This window comes from Lacinutrix cladophorae (genome assembly GCF_053604645.1).
The window spans coordinates 569,687-586,950 of the sequence record NZ_JBSHNR010000110.1 but is presented as its reverse complement, the minus strand read 5'-3'; the positions used below and the strand labels follow the sequence as shown (position 1 = coordinate 586,950).

The 17,264-nt window shown below is 32.2% G+C and carries 20 protein-coding genes; 3 read left to right on the top strand and 17 right to left on the bottom strand.

What is annotated here, in order from left to right; genetic code table 11:
* Positions 1–23: 23 nt before the first annotated feature.
* From ACVC3Y_RS09955 to ACVC3Y_RS09900, 12 genes are all read right to left on the bottom strand, one after another.
* Positions 24–344 carry a GIY-YIG nuclease family protein gene (locus tag ACVC3Y_RS09955; RefSeq protein WP_303421888.1) on the bottom strand — a complete coding sequence of 107 codons (321 nt, stop codon included), beginning with the start codon at positions 342–344 and terminating at the stop codon, positions 24–26.
* A 35-nt stretch (positions 345–379) separates the two neighbouring features.
* Entirely contained in the window at positions 380–805 is a 426-nt protein-coding gene (locus tag ACVC3Y_RS09950; protein ID WP_452226778.1) for a PaaI family thioesterase, read from the bottom strand.
* A gap of 6 nt (positions 806–811) precedes the next feature.
* A complete protein-coding gene (locus ACVC3Y_RS09945) occupies positions 812–1,189 on the bottom strand; it encodes a four helix bundle protein (RefSeq protein ID WP_452226777.1) in 378 nt (125 codons plus the stop codon).
* Positions 1,190–1,202: 13 nt separating this feature from the next.
* Positions 1,203–2,357 (bottom strand): 3-hydroxyacyl-CoA dehydrogenase NAD-binding domain-containing protein, encoded by a 1,155-nt coding sequence (locus ACVC3Y_RS09940; RefSeq protein WP_452226776.1) that lies wholly within the window; start codon positions 2,355–2,357, stop codon positions 1,203–1,205.
* 138 nt (positions 2,358–2,495) lie between these two features.
* Entirely contained in the window at positions 2,496–3,278 is a 783-nt protein-coding gene (locus ACVC3Y_RS09935) for an enoyl-CoA hydratase-related protein (RefSeq protein WP_452226775.1), read from the bottom strand.
* Positions 3,279–3,435: 157 nt separating this feature from the next.
* On the bottom strand, positions 3,436–3,936 hold the full coding sequence (gene paaD, locus ACVC3Y_RS09930) for a 1,2-phenylacetyl-CoA epoxidase subunit PaaD (protein WP_452226774.1): 501 nt from the start codon (positions 3,934–3,936) through the stop codon (positions 3,436–3,438).
* A gap of 149 nt (positions 3,937–4,085) precedes the next feature.
* Positions 4,086–4,838 carry a 1,2-phenylacetyl-CoA epoxidase subunit PaaC gene (gene paaC, locus ACVC3Y_RS09925; RefSeq protein ID WP_452226773.1) on the bottom strand — a complete coding sequence of 251 codons (753 nt, stop codon included), beginning with the start codon at positions 4,836–4,838 and terminating at the stop codon, positions 4,086–4,088.
* Between the two features lie 123 nt (positions 4,839–4,961).
* Positions 4,962–5,249, bottom strand: a complete 288-nt coding sequence (gene paaB / locus ACVC3Y_RS09920; RefSeq protein WP_303421903.1) for a 1,2-phenylacetyl-CoA epoxidase subunit PaaB — start codon at positions 5,247–5,249, stop codon at positions 4,962–4,964.
* Positions 5,250–5,291: 42 nt separating this feature from the next.
* Positions 5,292–5,606: a GIY-YIG nuclease family protein gene (locus ACVC3Y_RS09915; protein ID WP_452226772.1), complete on the bottom strand. Its 315-nt coding sequence runs from the start codon at positions 5,604–5,606 to the stop codon at positions 5,292–5,294.
* A gap of 9 nt (positions 5,607–5,615) precedes the next feature.
* Positions 5,616–6,572 carry a 1,2-phenylacetyl-CoA epoxidase subunit PaaA gene (gene paaA / locus ACVC3Y_RS09910; protein WP_452226771.1) on the bottom strand — a complete coding sequence of 319 codons (957 nt, stop codon included), beginning with the start codon at positions 6,570–6,572 and terminating at the stop codon, positions 5,616–5,618.
* Positions 6,573–6,854: 282 nt separating this feature from the next.
* Positions 6,855–7,928: a 2Fe-2S iron-sulfur cluster-binding protein gene (locus ACVC3Y_RS09905; protein WP_452226770.1), complete on the bottom strand. Its 1,074-nt coding sequence runs from the start codon at positions 7,926–7,928 to the stop codon at positions 6,855–6,857.
* A gap of 135 nt (positions 7,929–8,063) precedes the next feature.
* Positions 8,064–8,633, bottom strand: coding sequence for a TetR/AcrR family transcriptional regulator (locus ACVC3Y_RS09900; RefSeq protein WP_303421910.1), 570 nt, complete (start codon positions 8,631–8,633; stop codon positions 8,064–8,066).
* Positions 8,634–8,722: 89 nt separating this feature from the next.
* Here ACVC3Y_RS09900 and ACVC3Y_RS09895 point away from each other — a divergent pair, with 89 nt between their 5' ends.
* The 3 genes from ACVC3Y_RS09895 to ACVC3Y_RS09885 all read left to right on the top strand — a co-directional run bounded on the left by ACVC3Y_RS09895 (position 8,723) and on the right by ACVC3Y_RS09885 (position 12,145).
* Positions 8,723–9,028, top strand: coding sequence for a rhodanese-like domain-containing protein (locus ACVC3Y_RS09895; protein WP_303421912.1), 306 nt, complete (start codon positions 8,723–8,725; stop codon positions 9,026–9,028).
* A 120-nt stretch (positions 9,029–9,148) separates the two neighbouring features.
* Positions 9,149–10,696, top strand: coding sequence for a T9SS type A sorting domain-containing protein (locus ACVC3Y_RS09890; protein ID WP_452226769.1), 1,548 nt, complete (start codon positions 9,149–9,151; stop codon positions 10,694–10,696).
* Positions 10,697–10,807: 111 nt separating this feature from the next.
* Positions 10,808–12,145, top strand: a complete 1,338-nt coding sequence (locus tag ACVC3Y_RS09885; protein WP_452226768.1) for an aryl-sulfate sulfotransferase — start codon at positions 10,808–10,810, stop codon at positions 12,143–12,145.
* 49 nt (positions 12,146–12,194) lie between these two features.
* Here the strand turns inward: ACVC3Y_RS09885 and ACVC3Y_RS09880 are convergent, their stop codons facing one another.
* From ACVC3Y_RS09880 to ACVC3Y_RS09860, 5 genes are all read right to left on the bottom strand, one after another.
* The gene (locus ACVC3Y_RS09880; protein WP_452226767.1) at positions 12,195–12,809 is read right to left on the bottom strand and encodes a DUF4230 domain-containing protein; all 615 of its coding nucleotides are present in this window, start codon (positions 12,807–12,809) and stop codon (positions 12,195–12,197) included.
* A 36-nt stretch (positions 12,810–12,845) separates the two neighbouring features.
* On the bottom strand, positions 12,846–13,496 hold the full coding sequence (locus ACVC3Y_RS09875) for a response regulator (protein WP_303421920.1): 651 nt from the start codon (positions 13,494–13,496) through the stop codon (positions 12,846–12,848).
* A 55-nt stretch (positions 13,497–13,551) separates the two neighbouring features.
* Positions 13,552–15,342, bottom strand: coding sequence for an ATP-binding protein (locus ACVC3Y_RS09870; protein ID WP_452226766.1), 1,791 nt, complete (start codon positions 15,340–15,342; stop codon positions 13,552–13,554).
* 363 nt (positions 15,343–15,705) lie between these two features.
* A complete protein-coding gene (locus tag ACVC3Y_RS09865) occupies positions 15,706–16,227 on the bottom strand; it encodes a DUF6252 family protein (RefSeq protein ID WP_303421923.1) in 522 nt (173 codons plus the stop codon).
* Positions 16,228–16,307: 80 nt separating this feature from the next.
* Positions 16,308–17,258 (bottom strand): GSCFA domain-containing protein, encoded by a 951-nt coding sequence (locus ACVC3Y_RS09860; RefSeq protein WP_452226765.1) that lies wholly within the window; start codon positions 17,256–17,258, stop codon positions 16,308–16,310.
* Between the last annotated feature and the right edge of the window lie 6 nt (positions 17,259–17,264).

Sequence of the window (17,264 nt, the reverse complement as noted above, 5' to 3'; positions counted from 1 at the left end):
TGCCTGCGAAAGCAGGTATCTTATTAATTGTTATTCCTAAATATCTTGTTTCCTAGATTCCAGTTTAGGCTTAAATCTGCCCAACTCGGATTCATTTCTTCTATTAATTTAATCTTCCAATCTCTTTTCCATTTCTTAAATTGAATTTCTCTAATTGATGCTTTTTCACCATTTACGAATTCTTCAAAATAAACTAGATTCTCACAATTATATCTAGCTGTAAAAGATTTTGGGTAAACTTTTAATTTATGCTCTTTAACTCTTTCTCCTAAATTATTAGTTACTCCGATATAAATTACTCCATTTGGCTTATTTGCCATTATGTAGACGTACCAAAGTTTCATTTACTTTTATTATGAGATTCCTGCCTTCGCAGGAATTAATCCCAATCTTTTTGAGTTCTATAAACAACTCCTTTAAAAAGTGCCACTAATTCTTCTCCTCTTTTGACTTCAATAATATTAAAGCCTAATTTATTTTTTACGTTTTCTATTACTGATTCTGCTGTAATATAATCTCCTTCTTCCAAGGCTTCTATATGGTTGATACTTGTTTCGATAGAAACGGCATATTTACCATGTGTATTTGCTGCAAATCCGAATGCTGTATCTGCTAAGGAATAACTGATTCCACCATGAGCTTTACCCATGCTATTTAGCATTTCTTTTCTTACAGTCATTGCTACTTTACAGCGACCTATTTCGCATTCTAGGATTTCTATCCCTAGCCAAGTACTGTAGGCATCTTGGGATAACATGCGTTTAGGGATGAGGTGTGAGGCAATAGGTTTACTCTTGGATTCCATTGAAATTTATTTAATTCTTTTAGAAATTTTAGTTCGTAAAGACGTTATCATTTTAGATAACTCTGTAATCAACTTTCGATTCTCTTCATCTTCTTCGGCAGAAATATTATTTCTCATTTGCGCTTTAGAACTACATGAAACACATTCATGAGCACTATGCCAAGCATTTCCCAAATAATTATAAAACTGTTTATCTGTTCCACTCGAACCCTCAGCTATGTTTAAAGCGATAGAATCTGCAGCTCTTTTAAATTGTGATGTGAGTTCAAATCGTTCTTCTTTTGGAAAATTTTTAATTAATTTACTTACAACCTCTCCAAACTCTATGGCTTTAGTGTAAATTCCTAAATCTTCAAATTTAAAATGATACTTCGATTTCCTCATACCTCAAACCTTTTTAATAAAACCTCATACCCGATTGCTTCATTTTACGTAATAACGGACTGCAACGGTATCTATCTTCATGGTACTCATTATATAAATCGTCTAACTTAGTTACACACCAATCGATACCTTTTTCATCTGCCCAAGCCAATAACCCTTTTGGATAATTAACACCCTTGGTCATGGCATTGTCTATATCTTCTGCAGATGCGATGTTTAAAAATAGTGCGTCTGCTGCTTCATTGATTAACATTACTAAAACTCTGTTGCATATTTGTTCTGCTATATCTTTATCTTCTTTTGGTTCTGGTTTTACAGCTCCTTCAGAATAATCATAATAGCCTTTTCCAGATTTTCGTCCTAAATAACCTGCTTCAGCAAAACGTTTTTGTGTGAATGCTGGCTTGTATCTTGGATCGAAATAGAACGCTGTAAACACCGTTTCGGTAACTGTATAATTAACATCGTTTCCTATGAAATCCATGAGCTCGAATGGTCCCATTCTGAAATTACCTACGCTTTTTAAAGCATAATCTATAGTTGCAAAATCGGCTATTCCTTCTTCATATATTCGTAACGCTTCTCCATAAAAAGGTCTTGCCACACGGTTTACAATAAAACCTGGTGTATCTTTAGCTACTGCTACTACTTTTTTCCAATCTTTTATAGTTTGTATGGCTTTTTCAAGCACTTCTTTTGAGGTTTGAATAGCTGGAATAACTTCCACCAATTTCATTAAAGGTGCTGGATTGAAAAAGTGAATTCCGATACAACGCTCAGGTTTTTGTAGTGAAGCTGCAATGGATGCTATAGATAAGCTGGATGTGTTTGAAGCGATTATACAATCGTCTGCAACATAACTTTCTAATTCTGAAAATACTTTTTTCTTGATGTCTAGGTTTTCAATAATAGCTTCGATCGTTAAGTTGGCATCTGCTAAATCTTTAAGACTATCTACATAAGAAATATTAGATTGAATTCTGTTTTTTTCATCCAAATCCATTCGTCCTTTTTCAATAAGACGCAATAGTATTTTCTCTAAACTTGCTTTAGCTTTATCTAAAGCAGCTTGATTGGTATCGTATAATTTCACTTTACAACCAGCAGTAGCTGCAACTTGTGCGATGCCACTTCCCATGGTTCCAGAACCTATAATTCCTATGTTCATATCTATTTCCTGCGAAGGCAGGAATCTTATTTATTAATATTCTATTTTAATCTCTTTTTGGTTTTCAAAACCTTACTGAAAAAACTAACTTTTACGCTATTAAACACCTACAAGGTTTTGAAAACCTTGCAAGAGAAATTAATTTCCTTTAAAATTTGGTTTTCTTTTTTCAATAAACGCTGCAACGCCTTCTGCATAATCGTTAGTACTTGCTGCTTCTATTTGTAATTTAGATTCTAAAGCCAGTTGTTGCTCTAAAGTATTGGTTAATGACGCATTGAATGCTTCTTTAATTTTTCCGAGTGCTAAAGTTGGCATATTTGCTAATTTTAAAGCGAGTTTGTTTACTTCATCTTCAAAATTTTCTAATGGAATCATTTTGTAAATCATTCCCGTTTTCTCTGCTTCTTCAGCTCCAATCTTATCACCTAACATGGCTAATGCTTGCGCTTTTTGAAATCCGATTAATCTTGGTAAAAAATACGTTCCTGCACTATCTGGAATTAAGCCTATTAAACTAAATGCTTGAATAAAATTTACTTTTTCATGTGCAACAACAATATCACAAGCCAATGCAATATTGGCTGCTGCTCCTGCTGCAACGCCATTTACTGCTGCGATAATTGGTTTTTTAATCGCTCGGATTTTTGTTATTATTGGATTGTAGTGCTCGTCTAATATTTTTTTGAAACCAGGATTTAAGTCTGGATCTGTAACTTCTTTTAAATCTTGACCAGCTCCAAATGCTTTTCCTGCTCCTGTAATTACAATGGCTCTGACGCCAGTATTTGTTTCGCAAGCATCTAGAGTATCTTGAAATAGAAATGCCATTTCTCTATTTATACTATTAAACACTTCCGGTCTATTTAGCGTGATGTACGCTATTTTATTTTCTATTTTTAAAAGAATGCTTTTACTCATATGTTTTTCTTTTATTGTGGATTCCTACATTCGCAAGAATGACAAAACACTATTTTTTTTATGTTCTCGATTCAAAATTGCAAAAAAGCAATTTCACTCGAACTGACGTATTATTAATACTTTCTATTAAGAGATTTCTGCTTTCGCAGGAATTTGATTATTTCAAACACTTGAAGTAATCAAATGGCTCTTGGCAATCGTCACACTGAAATTGTGCTTTGCATGCTGTGGAGCCAAACTGACTAACTAATCTTGTATTTGTGGAACCACAATTAGTACATTTTACCAATCGTTTCCCGTTTAACAATACCTCTTTATCTGCTTCGGCATTTAAAGGTGCAGCTATCCCGTAATCTTCTAATGCTTTACGTCCTCTTGGTGTTATCCAATCGGTTGTCCAAGCTGGTGCTAAAATTAATTCTATTTCAGAATCATACCCTGCGGTTTTTAAAGCTGCTTTAATATCGTCACCAATCACATCCATTGCAGGACAACCACTATAGGTTGGTGTAATTTGCACTTTCACCACATTATTTTCGAAAACAGCAGAACGTACGACTCCCATATCCATTATGGATAATACTGGAATTTCAGGATCTGAAACTTGTTCCAGTATTGGAATTAATATAGACTCTATGTTTTGTTCTGTTGTTGTCATATTCGCTTCCCGTGAAAACGGGAATCTTATTTTATTGTTTATCGCTTTAATTTGTTTACTCTTAACAAATCACTCGAAGTGACGTCATGTTTAACCGACTAACTTTTACTTTTTCGATTATGAGATTCCTGCCTTCGCAGGAATTTGTGTTACCATTCCATATTAGGATACGTTCTTTGCATGTATTGTAAATCGCTTAATAAATATCCTAAATGTTCAGTATGAACGCCTTGCTTACCTCCTTTTTGAAACCATTTTGATTCTGGAACAGTTAAAGTTGCTTCTTTTAAAACCGCTTGTACTTTCTCGTAGTATGCTTCTTTTAGTTTGGTTACATCTACACCAATCTCTTCTGAAACCATAGCTTTATCTGCTTCGGTTTGATGAAATAATTCGTCTGTGTATGTCCATAAACCATCAATAGCATCTTGCATTTTTTGATGACTCACTGCTGTACCATCACCTAAACGTTTTATCCAATCTGTAGAAAAACGCAAATGATAACTCACTTCTTTTATCGATTTGTTAGATATAGCAGATAATGTTAAGTCTTTACTTTTCTGTAATTCTTGTAAAAAAAGCAAATGATACACATCGAATAAAAACTGACGTGCCATAGTATAAGCAAAATCTCTATTGGGTTGTTCTACCAACAAAACATTTACATATTCACGTTCTTTACGAAGCATTGCAATATCATCTTCGGTTCTTTTATCTCCTGCAATTTTTGCAGCGTATTGGTAATAGCTACGTACTTGCCCAAATAAATCTAAAGATATATTTGTGCATGCAATATCTGTTTCTAGACTTGGTCCATGACCTGTTAACTCTCCTAGTCTTTGACCAAGGATTAAACTGTTGTCTGCAATGCCTAGAATGTAGTTGTATAGGTTTTGTTTCATCTTCAGTGCCCACGAAAGTGGGTATCTTTTTAATTACTTCTCGATACGATTTGTTCGTTCCTCACAAATCACTCGAAGTGAAGTTCTTATTAATAATGAGATTCCTGCCTTCGCAGGAATTTGTTACATGTGCTTTACCTCATCTGGTAAATCATAAAATGTTGGATGACGATATACTTTATCGTGAGCAGGTTCAAACATTTCACCATTATTCTCAGGATTTGAAGCTGTGATGTGTTTAGATTCTACCACCCAAATACTTACGCCTTCGCTTCTTCTTGTGTAGACATCTCTAGCGTTTTCTAATGCCATTTCCTCATCTGCTGCGTGTAAACTTCCACAGTGACGATGTTCTAATCCGTTTTTACTTCTTACGAAGACTTCCCATAAGGGCCAATTTTTTGTTGACATAATTTTAATGCCTGTGAAAACAGGTATCTTGTTAATTATATTTTACTTTCTTAATTTATTATAGTTCAGATTCCAATTAATACTTATATCTGTCCAATTAGGATTCATTTCCTCTATCAATTGAATTTTCCAATCTCTTTTCCATTTTTTGAATTGTCTTTCTCGTTTCTCTGCTTCATTACCTTGTTCGAACTCTTCAAAATAAACTATTTTATCACAATTATATTTAGCTGTGAATGATTTTGGATACACTTTTAGTTTATGTTCTTTAACTCTTTCCTCAATATTATCGGTTACACCAATATAAATTACACCATAAGGTTTATTTGTCATGATATAGACATACCAATAATTCATTAATATCGATTATGAGACCTCTTTTTTCAAAGAGGTATGTTTCTTTTCTGCATAAGCCATTGCTGCGTCACGAACCCATTCTCCCTCTTCCCAAGCGTCAACTCTTGCTTTCATTCGTTCTTTATTCATTGGTCCATGGCCTTTTACTACTTGCCAAAACTCGTCCCAATCAATCTCTCCAAAATCATATACTCCTTTTTCATCATTCCATTTTAAATCGGCATCTGGAATGGTTAACCCGATTAACTCGGCTTGCGGTACGGTTTGATCTATAAATTGTTGGCGTAAATCGTCGTTAGACTTACGTTTTAATTTCCATTTCATGGATTGTTCTGTATGGATGGACTCTGCATCTGTAGGACCTAACATCATTAAACTTGGCCACCACCAACGGTTTAGAGCATCTTGCGCTAATTCTTTTTGCTCTGGAGTTCCGTTTGCCAGTTTTATCATGATTTCATATCCTTGACGTTGGTGAAAACTTTCCTCTTTACACACGCGAACCATTGCTCTTGCATATGGTCCATATGAAGTATTACACAATGGCACTTGATTTATAATTGCTGCGCCATCTACTAGCCAACCGATTGCTCCCATATCTGCCCAAGTTATTGTTGGATAATTAAAAATGGAAGAATACTTTGCTTTACCTGAATGTAATTGTTCGTATAATTCTTCGCGAGAAACACCTAAGGTTTCACAAGCAGAATATAAATACAAACCATGTCCAGCTTCGTCTTGAACTTTAGCTAACAATGCTACTTTTCGTCTTAAGGAAGGCGCTCTTGTAATCCAATTCCCTTCTGGAAGCATGCCAACAATTTCGGAATGTGCGTGTTGCGACATTTGTCTAATATGCGTTTTGCGATATTTTTCTGGCATCCAATCTTTAGGTTCGATTTTCTCGTCTCTTGCGATTCGAGCTTCGAATTGTGCTTCTAGGTTTTTTATTTGTTCTTCACTCATTGTATTAGTTATTAGTGAATAGTTTTTTAGTTTTTTGTGGATTCCTGCCTATGCAGAAATGCCATTAATTACTTTATATATTTACCAAGACTTAAGAATATTCACGATTCTTAGTTGGTGTGTGCGTTAAGGATTGCAGCGTTATCCTTTTTTGTTTTTCTCAAAAAAGATTTAAGCGGAAAGCCTGACCCTTGTGGTAACGCCCAAATTATTATTTAATGAGATTCTTCGCTATTGCTCTGAATGACATTTTTATTTGAGATTCCTGCCTTCGCAGGAATTTTACACATCGAAATCAACGATCACTTTATCTGTTGTTGGTACTGCTTGACAGCTTAGCACCAAATTTTGAGATACTTCTTTATCGCTTAAAGCATAATTTATTTTCATTTCGACTGTACCTTCCTTGACTTCACATTTGCAGGTGCTACAAACGCCTCCTTTGCAAGCGAATGGCAAATCTGCTCCTGCGCCTAAGGCTGCGTCTAGAATATTATCATATTCTTTAGTCATAGTGAAAGTAAATTCTTTTCCTCCATCTACGATTATTACTTCGGTTCCTTCTACTTTTTGTTGTGCTAAACGTTCTGCTCTTTTAATATCTTCATCTGAAAGTCCGGTTACGAAAAGCTCGAAATGAACGAGTTCTTTTGGTAATCCTGCTTGAATTAGATATTCACTAACGTAGTTTACCATTTTTTCTGGACCACAAAGAAAGACTTCGTTTGTATCTGGAATATCGATAAATGTTTTGGTTAGCACTTGCATTTTTTCATCGTCAAATCGTCCGTTGAACAATTCGATATCTCTACGTTCTTTGGTTAAGAAATAATATATTTCTAATCTACCAAAGTATGTATTTCTAAGTTGTTCTAGTTCTTCTTTAAAGATAATGGATTTTGCTGTTTTATTGACATAAAATAATTTACAAGTTGCATTAGGTTCTGCAGATAAATGGGTTTTTATCATAGACAAAACTGGTGTAACACCACTTCCAGCAGCAAAGAATATATAGTTTTTAGATGCTTCTGGTTGTACTTCTACTCCAAAGTTTCCGCTTGGCGCCATAACCTCTAGAGTATCACCTGTTTGTAAGACTTCATTAACGTAGGTTGAAAATATACCTCCTGGAATTTGTTTTACAGCTACTTTCCATTGGTTATCTATAGGACTAGAACAAAGGGAATAGGAACGACGAATATCTTCTCCGTTAATATCGGCTTTAAGAGTTAAATGTTGTCCTTGACGAAATTTAAATTCCTTTTCTAATGTAGTTGGGATATGAAAAGAAACTACAGAAGTATCTTCTGTTTCTTTATATATATCGTTTATTTTAAGCTTATAAAATTGTGCCATTATTGTGATACGTCTTAAGCGTATTTACTTTAATTAAAATCCTAATAATCATTAAAAAATTCCTGTTACAACAAGAATAAAACAGAAACTAACACTTGTTAGTTTGTTTGACAAAGTTAAGAAATATATTGCAAACTATTTGTTAATTCCCTGAATTAGGATTGTGCTTAGGTTATTTGCTAAATCGTTTGCGTTGAGGTCTTCTTTTTTAGGAATCCAAAGATAAAGGGAGCGCAAAGTGGAAAGCATAGTAAACATAACAATTTCGGGATTAACTTTCTTGATTTCGGAAGAAGAAACACCTTCTTTTATTATGCTTAAAAAAGTAGCTTCATAGTTGTTTCTTAACTTTAAATAATAATTTAAATGTTCTTCTAAATGCATCCAGTCGTTATTTAAAGATGCCATTCCTGGAGTATTATTGTTTGTAATTGTTACGTGAAGCGCTATAATTTGACTTAATTTATCTAGACTATTGTATTTAGAATTATAAATCAGTTCCATACCTTGGGTAAATTCTTCCGCTAAAGAAATAATAATTTCTTTTAGAATTTCTTGTTTTGAATTTATGTGATTATATAAGCTAGCCGCTTTAATGCCCATTTCTGTTGCTATATCTCGCATAGTAACAGCACTAAAACCCTTTTCTTTAAAAAGTTTAGCTGCGGTTGTAATTATTTCGTTTTTTCTAGTTTCTGTTTTCATATTGTGGAGGAAGATAAAGAAAATTTGCTGTAACTATTGTTACTTATAATTTGAAAAATTTGCTGGTACTTTGCCTAAAACAAAAAAATATGGGATTATTAAGTTTCTTTTTGGGGAATAATAAGGATAAAATTGAAGATTTTAAATCTAGAGGAGCCATCATTTTAGATGTAAGAACAAAAGGTGAATATAGCCAAGGAGCAATTCCTGGTTCAAAAAACATTCCTTTACAAATTATTTCGGGTAAAATTAAGGAGATTGAAAAACTAAACAAACCTGTAATTACTTGTTGCGCGAGTGGCATGCGATCTGGCAGTGCTGCTAGTATTTTAAAAGCGCATGGTATTGAAACAATTAATGGAGGAGGTTGGTTAAGTTTGAGTAAAAAACTATAGTTTAATAGTATTAAAGTTTATGGGCTTATATTTTTTTTCATAAATCTAAATTACACTAGTTACTGGATAAAATTAAATAAATATATTATATTGTAATGCTTAATCAATAAATTTTATATTATGAAAAAAATTACTTTAATACTTTTTTGTTTCTTAACCTTTTCCTTTTTTGTGAATGCTCAAGACACTTGTGCCGGAGCATCAATTATTACTGCCGGAACATACACTGTACAAAATATAAACGGAACTGAAGGCACAACTGTTATTTGCTCAGGAGGCTCAACTACTGGCCCTGCTGCTGAATGGTATACCTATACCCCTACAACCTCTGGATCGGCAACAGTATCTTCCAATATTTTGCCAGCGAACTTAAACGGGGATACTAGAGTTCATATTTATGAAGGCACTTGTGGCGCGTTGGTATGTATTTCAGGAAGCGACGATGTAGATTACCCAGGCGGTAATTATTTATCTGAAGTTACCTTTAATACTACTGCAAATACTACCTATTATATCGTTTGGGATAATAGATGGAGTTCTTTTGGTTTTGAGTTTACTTTAACGGAGTCTATAGCTGTATGTATTGCTCCTTCGACTTTTGTAGCTACTGCTAATTCTACTCCTACTACATTTGATTTAGGTTGGTCTGATACAAATACAGGTACTCCAACATGGGAAATAGAATGGGGAGCAGTTGGTTTTTCTCAAGGAACTGGAGTTCTCGCTTCAAACATCACAACACCAAATTATATGTTTACCGGATTGACTGCTAATACAAATTACGAGTTTTATATACGTACTAATTGCGGTGGTTTTGATGGAGATAGTGATTGGGTTGGCCCAGTTGGCTTTAGATCTGCGAGAGATTGTTCGGATTCTGCAATGTTTCCATATTCTGAGAGTTTTACAGATGGAACTATATTAGATTGCTGGGAAACTGAAGATGTAGATATGATTAGTCCTGTATGGTCATATAACACGGACATAAATGATTTAAATGGAGATGGCACGAATGATAGTTTTATGGTTGTCTTTCCACAAAGCGCAACTGAAACAACAAAAGATGATTGGATTTTTTCTAAAAAAATGGATCTATCAATTAATAGTTCGTACGGAATAGACGCAATGTATAATGCATTTGACTTAAACTCTGCTTCTAACGAAAGTTTTGAATTGTATGTTACTAATGAGCAATCTTCTACTGCAACGTATCAATCTTTACTAGGAACCTATATGGGAATTACGCAGTCAGGAGTTTTTGGAGACGCAACTGGAAATGATTTAATTTCTCAAGCTTATATAGCTTCTGCAACATATACACCTCCAACAAATGGCACATACTATGTAGCACTTCGCGCAACGACAACTGCATCGGCTAACCTTTTAATGTTTTTCAATTTAACTGTTTCTGAAACATTAGGTATAGAAGAAATTGATCAGAATACTTTTAAACACTTTATTAATTATGATACAAATATTTTGACTTTACAGGCAACTACAAACATGTCTGATTTTATACTATTTAATAGTTTAGGTCAAGAGGTATTATACTCTAAGTTGTCTACAAAAAAGCACGAAGTTAACCTAAATCCTATTAGCACAGGTGTTTATTTCGCTAAAGTAAACATAGAAAACAAAATCAAAACTTTTAAAATGATTGTAAAGTAAACAACCAGTAAACATTTCAAAAGTATATATGTATAATTCTGATTTGCACATTAAGTTTCTTCTTATGTATTTTTCAGAATTATACTTTTTTAAATAGCTCCCATCGTAATTATGGAAAAGAACTTGTTAAAGCTTTTATTATCACTTAGTGTATTATTTTTTTTTAATTGCAAAGGAGATGATGATTTTACAACATCTACACCAATAGATTTAAGTGAAAACACAATTATTTATGAAAATGACATTTACGATGCTTACACCTTACTATCCCCTTTAGGGTCAAACAATACTTTTCTTATCAACAATGAAGGTTTTGTGGTTAACAAATGGGAATCTAACACTTCGGCTTTAGTTTCATATTTAACAGACGAGGGTAATTTAATTAGAGCATTAAGACAAACTAATACCGAATTTGAATCTGGATTAACTGGAGCAATAGAAATATTAAACTTTGAAGGAGATCAAATATGGTTTTGGGAGTACAACACATCTAATTATGTATTACATCACGATTTAAGCTTGTTACCTAACGGTAATATACTTGCTATCGTTTGGGAATATAAATCTGCAAATGAAGCCATTCAAAAAGGACGAAATCCAAATTTACTTTTTGACAACAAAGTTTGGCCTTGCAAGATTATAGAGATAAATCCGCTAGCAAATAACCAAGCAGAAATTGTTTGGCAATGGTCTGTTTGGGATCATTTAATTCAAGATTATGATGCTTCAAAAGAAAACTTCGGAGTGGTTTCTAATCATCCAGAATTGATTAATATTAATTTTTCTAGTGGCGATGCAAATTTTAATCACCTAAATTCCATTGCATATATTGAAGCATTTGATCAAATTGTAGTAAGTTCAAGAAACTTTAATGAATTTTGGATTATTGATCATAGCACATCTACAGCAGAAGCGGCATCCCACCTAGGAGGCAACAGCAATAAAGGAGGCGATTTATTATATCGATGGGGAAACCCGATAGCTTATAATATGGGAACTCCTGAAGACCAACGCTTATTTGGTCAGCATGATGTAACTTGGCTTGGAAACACTACAAATAACGGAGGTAACTTCCTGGTTTTTAATAACAATAAATACTCGAATAAATCTTCAATTGATGAAATTCTAATTCCACAATTACCAAACGGAACCTACGAATTATTACCCAATAGCATAAACCTACCAGAAACCTATAATTGGTCTTATGAAAATGACATTATATACTCTTCGCGACTTTCTGGAGCAAAAAGATTACCTAATGGAAACACTTTAATTACAAATGGTAGAGCAGGAACGTTATATGAGATTAACCAATTGGGAACTATTGTATGGCAATATCAAAACCCAATAGAAACTAACTCTTCTATTTTTAAAGTTAATAAATACGAGAAAAACCACCCTGCTTTTGATGGAAAAGACTTAGCTCCTTTACCGATTGCAATTGAATAATTTAAATTAATAACTATCTAAAATCAGTTTCGATAATTATAACTTAGATTTATAATTTTAGATTTTGAAAATCCGTTTGAGATCCAATAAAGTTTTCATTAGATTTTAGCGTCCAACCTAAAGAGTTCGTTAAGATATAGAATTTAGACAATTCGCTAATGAGTCTGTTTTTGGCATTGGTTTTTAAATCGGATGCTTCCACTTTTTTCATTAAAGATTGCTTTACGATTTCTTTTATCTCATTATAATCATTGGCTTCAAATGGATTTAAGAAATCTGCTTGCACATCATAATATTCAAAATCTGGGTTGACTTTAATTTCTTCTTTTGGAATACTAACAATGGTAAGTATTTTGTTTACAGAATCTATTTTAAATTCTATTTTACTTAAATCGTAAGCAATAGTTACATCGGCATTTACCACAACTAGTGCTTTTTTATTGGAAGTAAAATATTGGCCGAAAATTTCTTTAGAATTTTTATAATTAAAAACTTCGCTAAAGTGACCTTCGGTAACAACAAGTTTACCAACATTTTTAATTTGCTCTTGTATTAACATAGAGCTTTCTTGAAGTACAATTTTGTCTTCTTTTTTAGTATTACATTGTTTGAATGCAAAGAGTATTACCAAGGTAATAATGGCACCTAAAAGGATTTTACGCATCTTTCCTATTTTAGGGAAAGGTATAAAAAAAATGAATTAAATAAGATTATTCTTTTTTGCTTTTTGAACAGCTTCTAACTTATTATGCACTTGCAGTTTTCTATAAATATTTTCAATATGCTTTCTAACAGTTCCTGTTGAAATAATTAAGTTACTACCAATAGAATTATAACTCAATCCTTTACTTAATTGCTCAAGAACATCAATTTCTCTTTCTGTAAGTTTTATTTCTTCTTGTTCGGTTTTGTTATTAATTTCTATTGGATTTCTAAGTAGTTTCAGAGTTTTTAAAGCAATAGAAGGGTTCATTGCTGCTCCTCCGTTTATCGTTTCGAGAATACCTTTATGTAAATCTTTAGGATTTATTTCTTTTAGTAAATAGCCATCTGCTCCCGCTTTAATAGAATTAAAAATATTTTCGTCATTATCAAAAACAGTAAGCATAATAATTTTAATATGCGGATACTTTTGTTTTACAATTTCGGTGGTTTCAATACCATTAAGGATAGGCATATCAATATCCATTAGAATAAGGTCTATATTGTGATTTTCTTCTAATTTAACTAACAAATCAGATCCATTAAGCCCAGAAAATTTAAAACTTAGATCGTCAAAAAAAGACAATTTTTCTTTTACAGTATGTATAAGAAAAGTATTATCGTCTGCTATGGCAATTTTAATATTCATAAAAAGATATTTCTACTAATGTATGTGTTTCTTGCTTTACTTGAAATACGATGAATTACGTATTTAACTCTTTTGTTAATTTAATAACAGTTCCTTTATTAGGTATCGATTCGAAATGCAATGTTGCATGAATATCATTGGCTCTTTTTTTCATATTGTTTATTCCGTTACCTAAATCTACCTTTTTTAAATCAAAGCCTTTCCCATTATCTAAAATAGAAATTGTAAGTTGCTGCTTATTTGCACTATTGATATACACTTCAATTTTAGATGCATATGCGTATTTAAGGGCATTATTAACTGCTTCTTGAATGATTCTATAAATATTCATGCCTTCAACAGAAGTTAGTTTTAAATCTTTTTGTGTATTTTCTTCGGCATTAAAAGAGAAGGATATTTTTTCAGAAATCAAATTGGCTTTATCTATAAAATTAGAAATTCTAGATTGCAAATCATCATAGGTAATTTCACTCTTATTCATAGCCCAAATAGTATCTCTAAGCTCGTAAATAGTAGAAGTAGTGAAAGTGCTTATGCTGCTTAATTTTTTGTCTAATTTATCTGGTAGATGGAATCCATATTTTAAGTTATCTAAAGAAGAAATAATAAAAGTAAGTTGTGCGCCAATATTATCGTGCAAATCTCTTGAAATTCGTAAACGTTGTTCTTGCAGTCTATTTTGCGTTTCAATTTTTGCTAATGCTTCTTTAAGGTCGTTCTCTTTTTTAAGTTGTTGGTTTTTTAATTTTTGTTGGTTATAAAATAAATAACCTAAAAACCCAAGAATTACTGTTACTGCTATTAGCAAGAAAATTTGATAATTTCTTTGCTGTATTGTCAAGCTTTGTTCTGCTATATTTGCTCTTTGTGTTAAAATCTCTTTTTCTTTTCTTTCTGTCTCATATTCAATTTCTAATTCGGCTATTTTACTATTAGTATTCACATTAGAAACACTATCTTTTAATTTGTTAAAGATTAGGTTATACTTCAAGGCTTCTTTATAGTTTTTCAAAGAATCATAACTTTTATACAAATACTCTGCAGCATATTTTTGTAAGGGAAAATACTTGTATGTATTAGATAATTGGAAAGCTTGATCAAAATGAAAAGCGGCTTTATTAAATTCTTTTTTCGCAAAAAATAAGTCTCCAAAATATAGTTTAGAATCTGTAATACCATACACATCATTTCTTTGCTCTCTAATCTGTAAAGAGCTGTCTAAATACTTTTCGGCAAGGCTAAACTTCTCTGTATTTAAATATACATTTGCTATATGTGAGTAACCAAAAGGAATGCTTACACTATCTTTAATATGCTTTCTAAATTTTAATGATTTCTCATGATAATACAGTGCGCTATCCCATTGTTTTTTTAAACCATGCAACACACCATAATTATCATAAGCACTATAAAGTCGATCAAGGTTATCGTTATACTTCTCCCTAATTTTAATGCCTTTCTGCATATAAGCAAACGCTTTTTTTAAATCTCTGTATTTTAATTTCCAACCCAAATCACTATATAAATCGCCTATTTTAATTTGCTTATTAAATTTTTCATAGATTCTAATAGACTGTAAAGACAACTGAAGCGCTTCTTCATTTTTTGAAGTAAAATGCAATGCTAATATTTTTTGTTCAATAGATGCTGCTAATAGTAGACTGTCGTTTATTTCCTTAGATAAAAATATAGCCTTATCTGCTAATTTTTCAAAAACAGCAATATTACCAACAGCCTTATCATATGGTATTTGTAATATCTCCCGTATTTGATTTTCTTTGGAATATTTAGCAATAGAAATAGTTAAACTATCTAAATAGTTATTTTGAGAGATTGCATTATGCAAAAAAAACAAAACAATAAATGTAAAAAAATATCTTTTTGAATTCACAGAATAATAAAATGAAAATTATAATAGTAGTTATAAAAAAAAGCATCAACTACAATAACTTAACTAATTAAGATTGTGATCGATGCTTTTATAGATAATTGATTAATAGCAAGTTAAATGTAATGTAATTTGTTAAACTATTCTATTTTTTTCGACAAAACGATTATAAAAAAGATGAAGCGTAATAAATTAAATTATAACGCTTCACCTAGAAATCTTAACAACGATACTATTTATTTTTAAGATCCCTCTATGTAATTAAACAATTACACAGGCGTATTTAACGACTAAATAGCGCTTTAAATATTATTATAAAACTTAATCAAAATTAGCTCTAAAAGTTCCTTCTGTAATCATTTTAGTAGTCATTGCATCTGCATTATAACCTTCAAAAGAAAAAGTTCCTTCAACAGTTGTTCCATCATCAGAAGTTATTTCAATAGTACCAGAATCTAAAGTTCCTAAAGCTGCGGTTGCAAAATTAGAAGCCCATGAGTTTAAAGCTGGTGAAATCTCTAAATACTGAATTCCGTTTTGGTTAGTAAGGCTATCGCCAGTTACATACGTACCAACTCCATTATAATTTGGTAAAGTAATGGAGATTGTGTTCCCGCTATTATCCCCTCCTTGAACAGCTAAAACACCATTAGTAGATTGCGCTCCTACAATAACCGATGGATCTTGAGCAGCAGAAAAATTTGAACCACCAACTTTAGCTGTTAAATATTCATCTCCACTTCCTCCTCCACTGCTTCCTCCATTATCATCGTTGGAACATGAAGTTAATGTTACTAGTGACACTGCCATTACAAATAGCATAATTTGTTTTAATTTTCTCATTGTTGCTTATTTTATTGATTATTAATAAGACAAAATTGCAACAAAAGGAATGTGTAAACAATACGATGAATTACGTATATTTAAAATACGATATGCGAAAACTTAGAATGAAGTATTTTTTGCTTTTCTTTTAATTGTTTTAAAAATTGCTGATGTGCATTCGAATTAGCGTGGAATGGTTTATGCTGAATTCCCTTTTGAATAACAGCAACTTCTTGCATTATTTTTGATGTTTCAGAAGAAATCCAGACTTGCTGAAACGCATTCCAAATATAATCTACTGCTACATTATTAGGATGTATCATGTCCTCTTTATAAAAACGATAATCTCTAAGTTCGTCTAGCATGATTTCGTAAGACGGAAAATATTGTATTTGATTTTCGGCTTCCACCAAATTATGAATTGCAGTGATTAAATGCGCCTTACTTTGGGTGTTTTGAATAAAACCATCTTTAACATGTCTAACTGGAGAAACCGTAAAAACAACTGAAACTTTACTATTTACGCTTTTTATTTTACCAATCATATTTTCAAGAGAAGCTACAATTTCTGGAACAGTAAGTAATTCTTTTTGAAACTCTTTTTGAGGCACTTTGTGACAATTAGCAACAATACTTAGAGTTTTAAGATGCCTGTACACCCATGCTGTTCCCAAAGTAATAATAATATGAGTTGCTTTGTTTATTTGTTCTTTTGTTCTTTCAATCTGTGTATTTAAATTTTCTAACAAAACTTCTTTAGACACATTACTTAATTTAGAGTGTGCGTCGTAACAATGCCATTGCTCGTTATGAAAAAAAACATCTTCGTCGGAATAGACTTTTCCCTGAATTGCATTAACAACTAAAGATGCAATAGCTTTTGGATGGAATAGAATCCCGAAAGGATTTACCGCAGATTGAAACTTAAAGTAGCCAAACTTATCTCCTATGTTTTCTGAAAAACACGAACCCAAAAGCAAGAGGTTAGCGTTATAATCTATTAGATTATCTTTCTCTTGCTTTAGTGGTATTTGTGTTTGAAGTTTCATAATAGA

Bases quoted from the DNA above. Each gene is read 5' to 3' on its own strand.
- ACVC3Y_RS09955 (WP_303421888.1), bottom strand. From the start codon at position 344: ATGAAACTTTGGTACGTCTACATAATGGCAAATAAGCCAAATGGAGTA.
- ACVC3Y_RS09950 (WP_452226778.1), bottom strand. From the start codon at position 805: ATGGAATCCAAGAGTAAACCTATTGCCTCACACCTCATCCCTAAACGC.
- ACVC3Y_RS09945 (WP_452226777.1), bottom strand. From the start codon at position 1,189: ATGAGGAAATCGAAGTATCATTTTAAATTTGAAGATTTAGGAATTTAC.
- ACVC3Y_RS09940 (WP_452226776.1), bottom strand. From the start codon at position 2,357: ATGAACATAGGAATTATAGGTTCTGGAACCATGGGAAGTGGCATCGCA.
- ACVC3Y_RS09935 (WP_452226775.1), bottom strand. From the start codon at position 3,278: ATGAGTAAAAGCATTCTTTTAAAAATAGAAAATAAAATAGCGTACATC.
- paaD (WP_452226774.1), bottom strand. From the start codon at position 3,936: ATGACAACAACAGAACAAAACATAGAGTCTATATTAATTCCAATACTG.
- paaC (WP_452226773.1), bottom strand. From the start codon at position 4,838: ATGAAACAAAACCTATACAACTACATTCTAGGCATTGCAGACAACAGT.
- paaB (WP_303421903.1), bottom strand. From the start codon at position 5,249: ATGTCAACAAAAAATTGGCCCTTATGGGAAGTCTTCGTAAGAAGTAAA.
- ACVC3Y_RS09915 (WP_452226772.1), bottom strand. From the start codon at position 5,606: ATGAATTATTGGTATGTCTATATCATGACAAATAAACCTTATGGTGTA.
- paaA (WP_452226771.1), bottom strand. From the start codon at position 6,572: ATGAGTGAAGAACAAATAAAAAACCTAGAAGCACAATTCGAAGCTCGA.
- ACVC3Y_RS09905 (WP_452226770.1), bottom strand. From the start codon at position 7,928: ATGGCACAATTTTATAAGCTTAAAATAAACGATATATATAAAGAAACA.
- ACVC3Y_RS09900 (WP_303421910.1), bottom strand. From the start codon at position 8,633: ATGAAAACAGAAACTAGAAAAAACGAAATAATTACAACCGCAGCTAAA.
- ACVC3Y_RS09895 (WP_303421912.1), top strand. From the start codon at position 8,723: ATGGGATTATTAAGTTTCTTTTTGGGGAATAATAAGGATAAAATTGAA.
- ACVC3Y_RS09890 (WP_452226769.1), top strand. From the start codon at position 9,149: ATGAAAAAAATTACTTTAATACTTTTTTGTTTCTTAACCTTTTCCTTT.
- ACVC3Y_RS09885 (WP_452226768.1), top strand. From the start codon at position 10,808: ATGGAAAAGAACTTGTTAAAGCTTTTATTATCACTTAGTGTATTATTT.
- ACVC3Y_RS09880 (WP_452226767.1), bottom strand. From the start codon at position 12,809: ATGCGTAAAATCCTTTTAGGTGCCATTATTACCTTGGTAATACTCTTT.
- ACVC3Y_RS09875 (WP_303421920.1), bottom strand. From the start codon at position 13,496: ATGAATATTAAAATTGCCATAGCAGACGATAATACTTTTCTTATACAT.
- ACVC3Y_RS09865 (WP_303421923.1), bottom strand. From the start codon at position 16,227: ATGAGAAAATTAAAACAAATTATGCTATTTGTAATGGCAGTGTCACTA.
- ACVC3Y_RS09860 (WP_452226765.1), bottom strand. From the start codon at position 17,258: ATGAAACTTCAAACACAAATACCACTAAAGCAAGAGAAAGATAATCTA.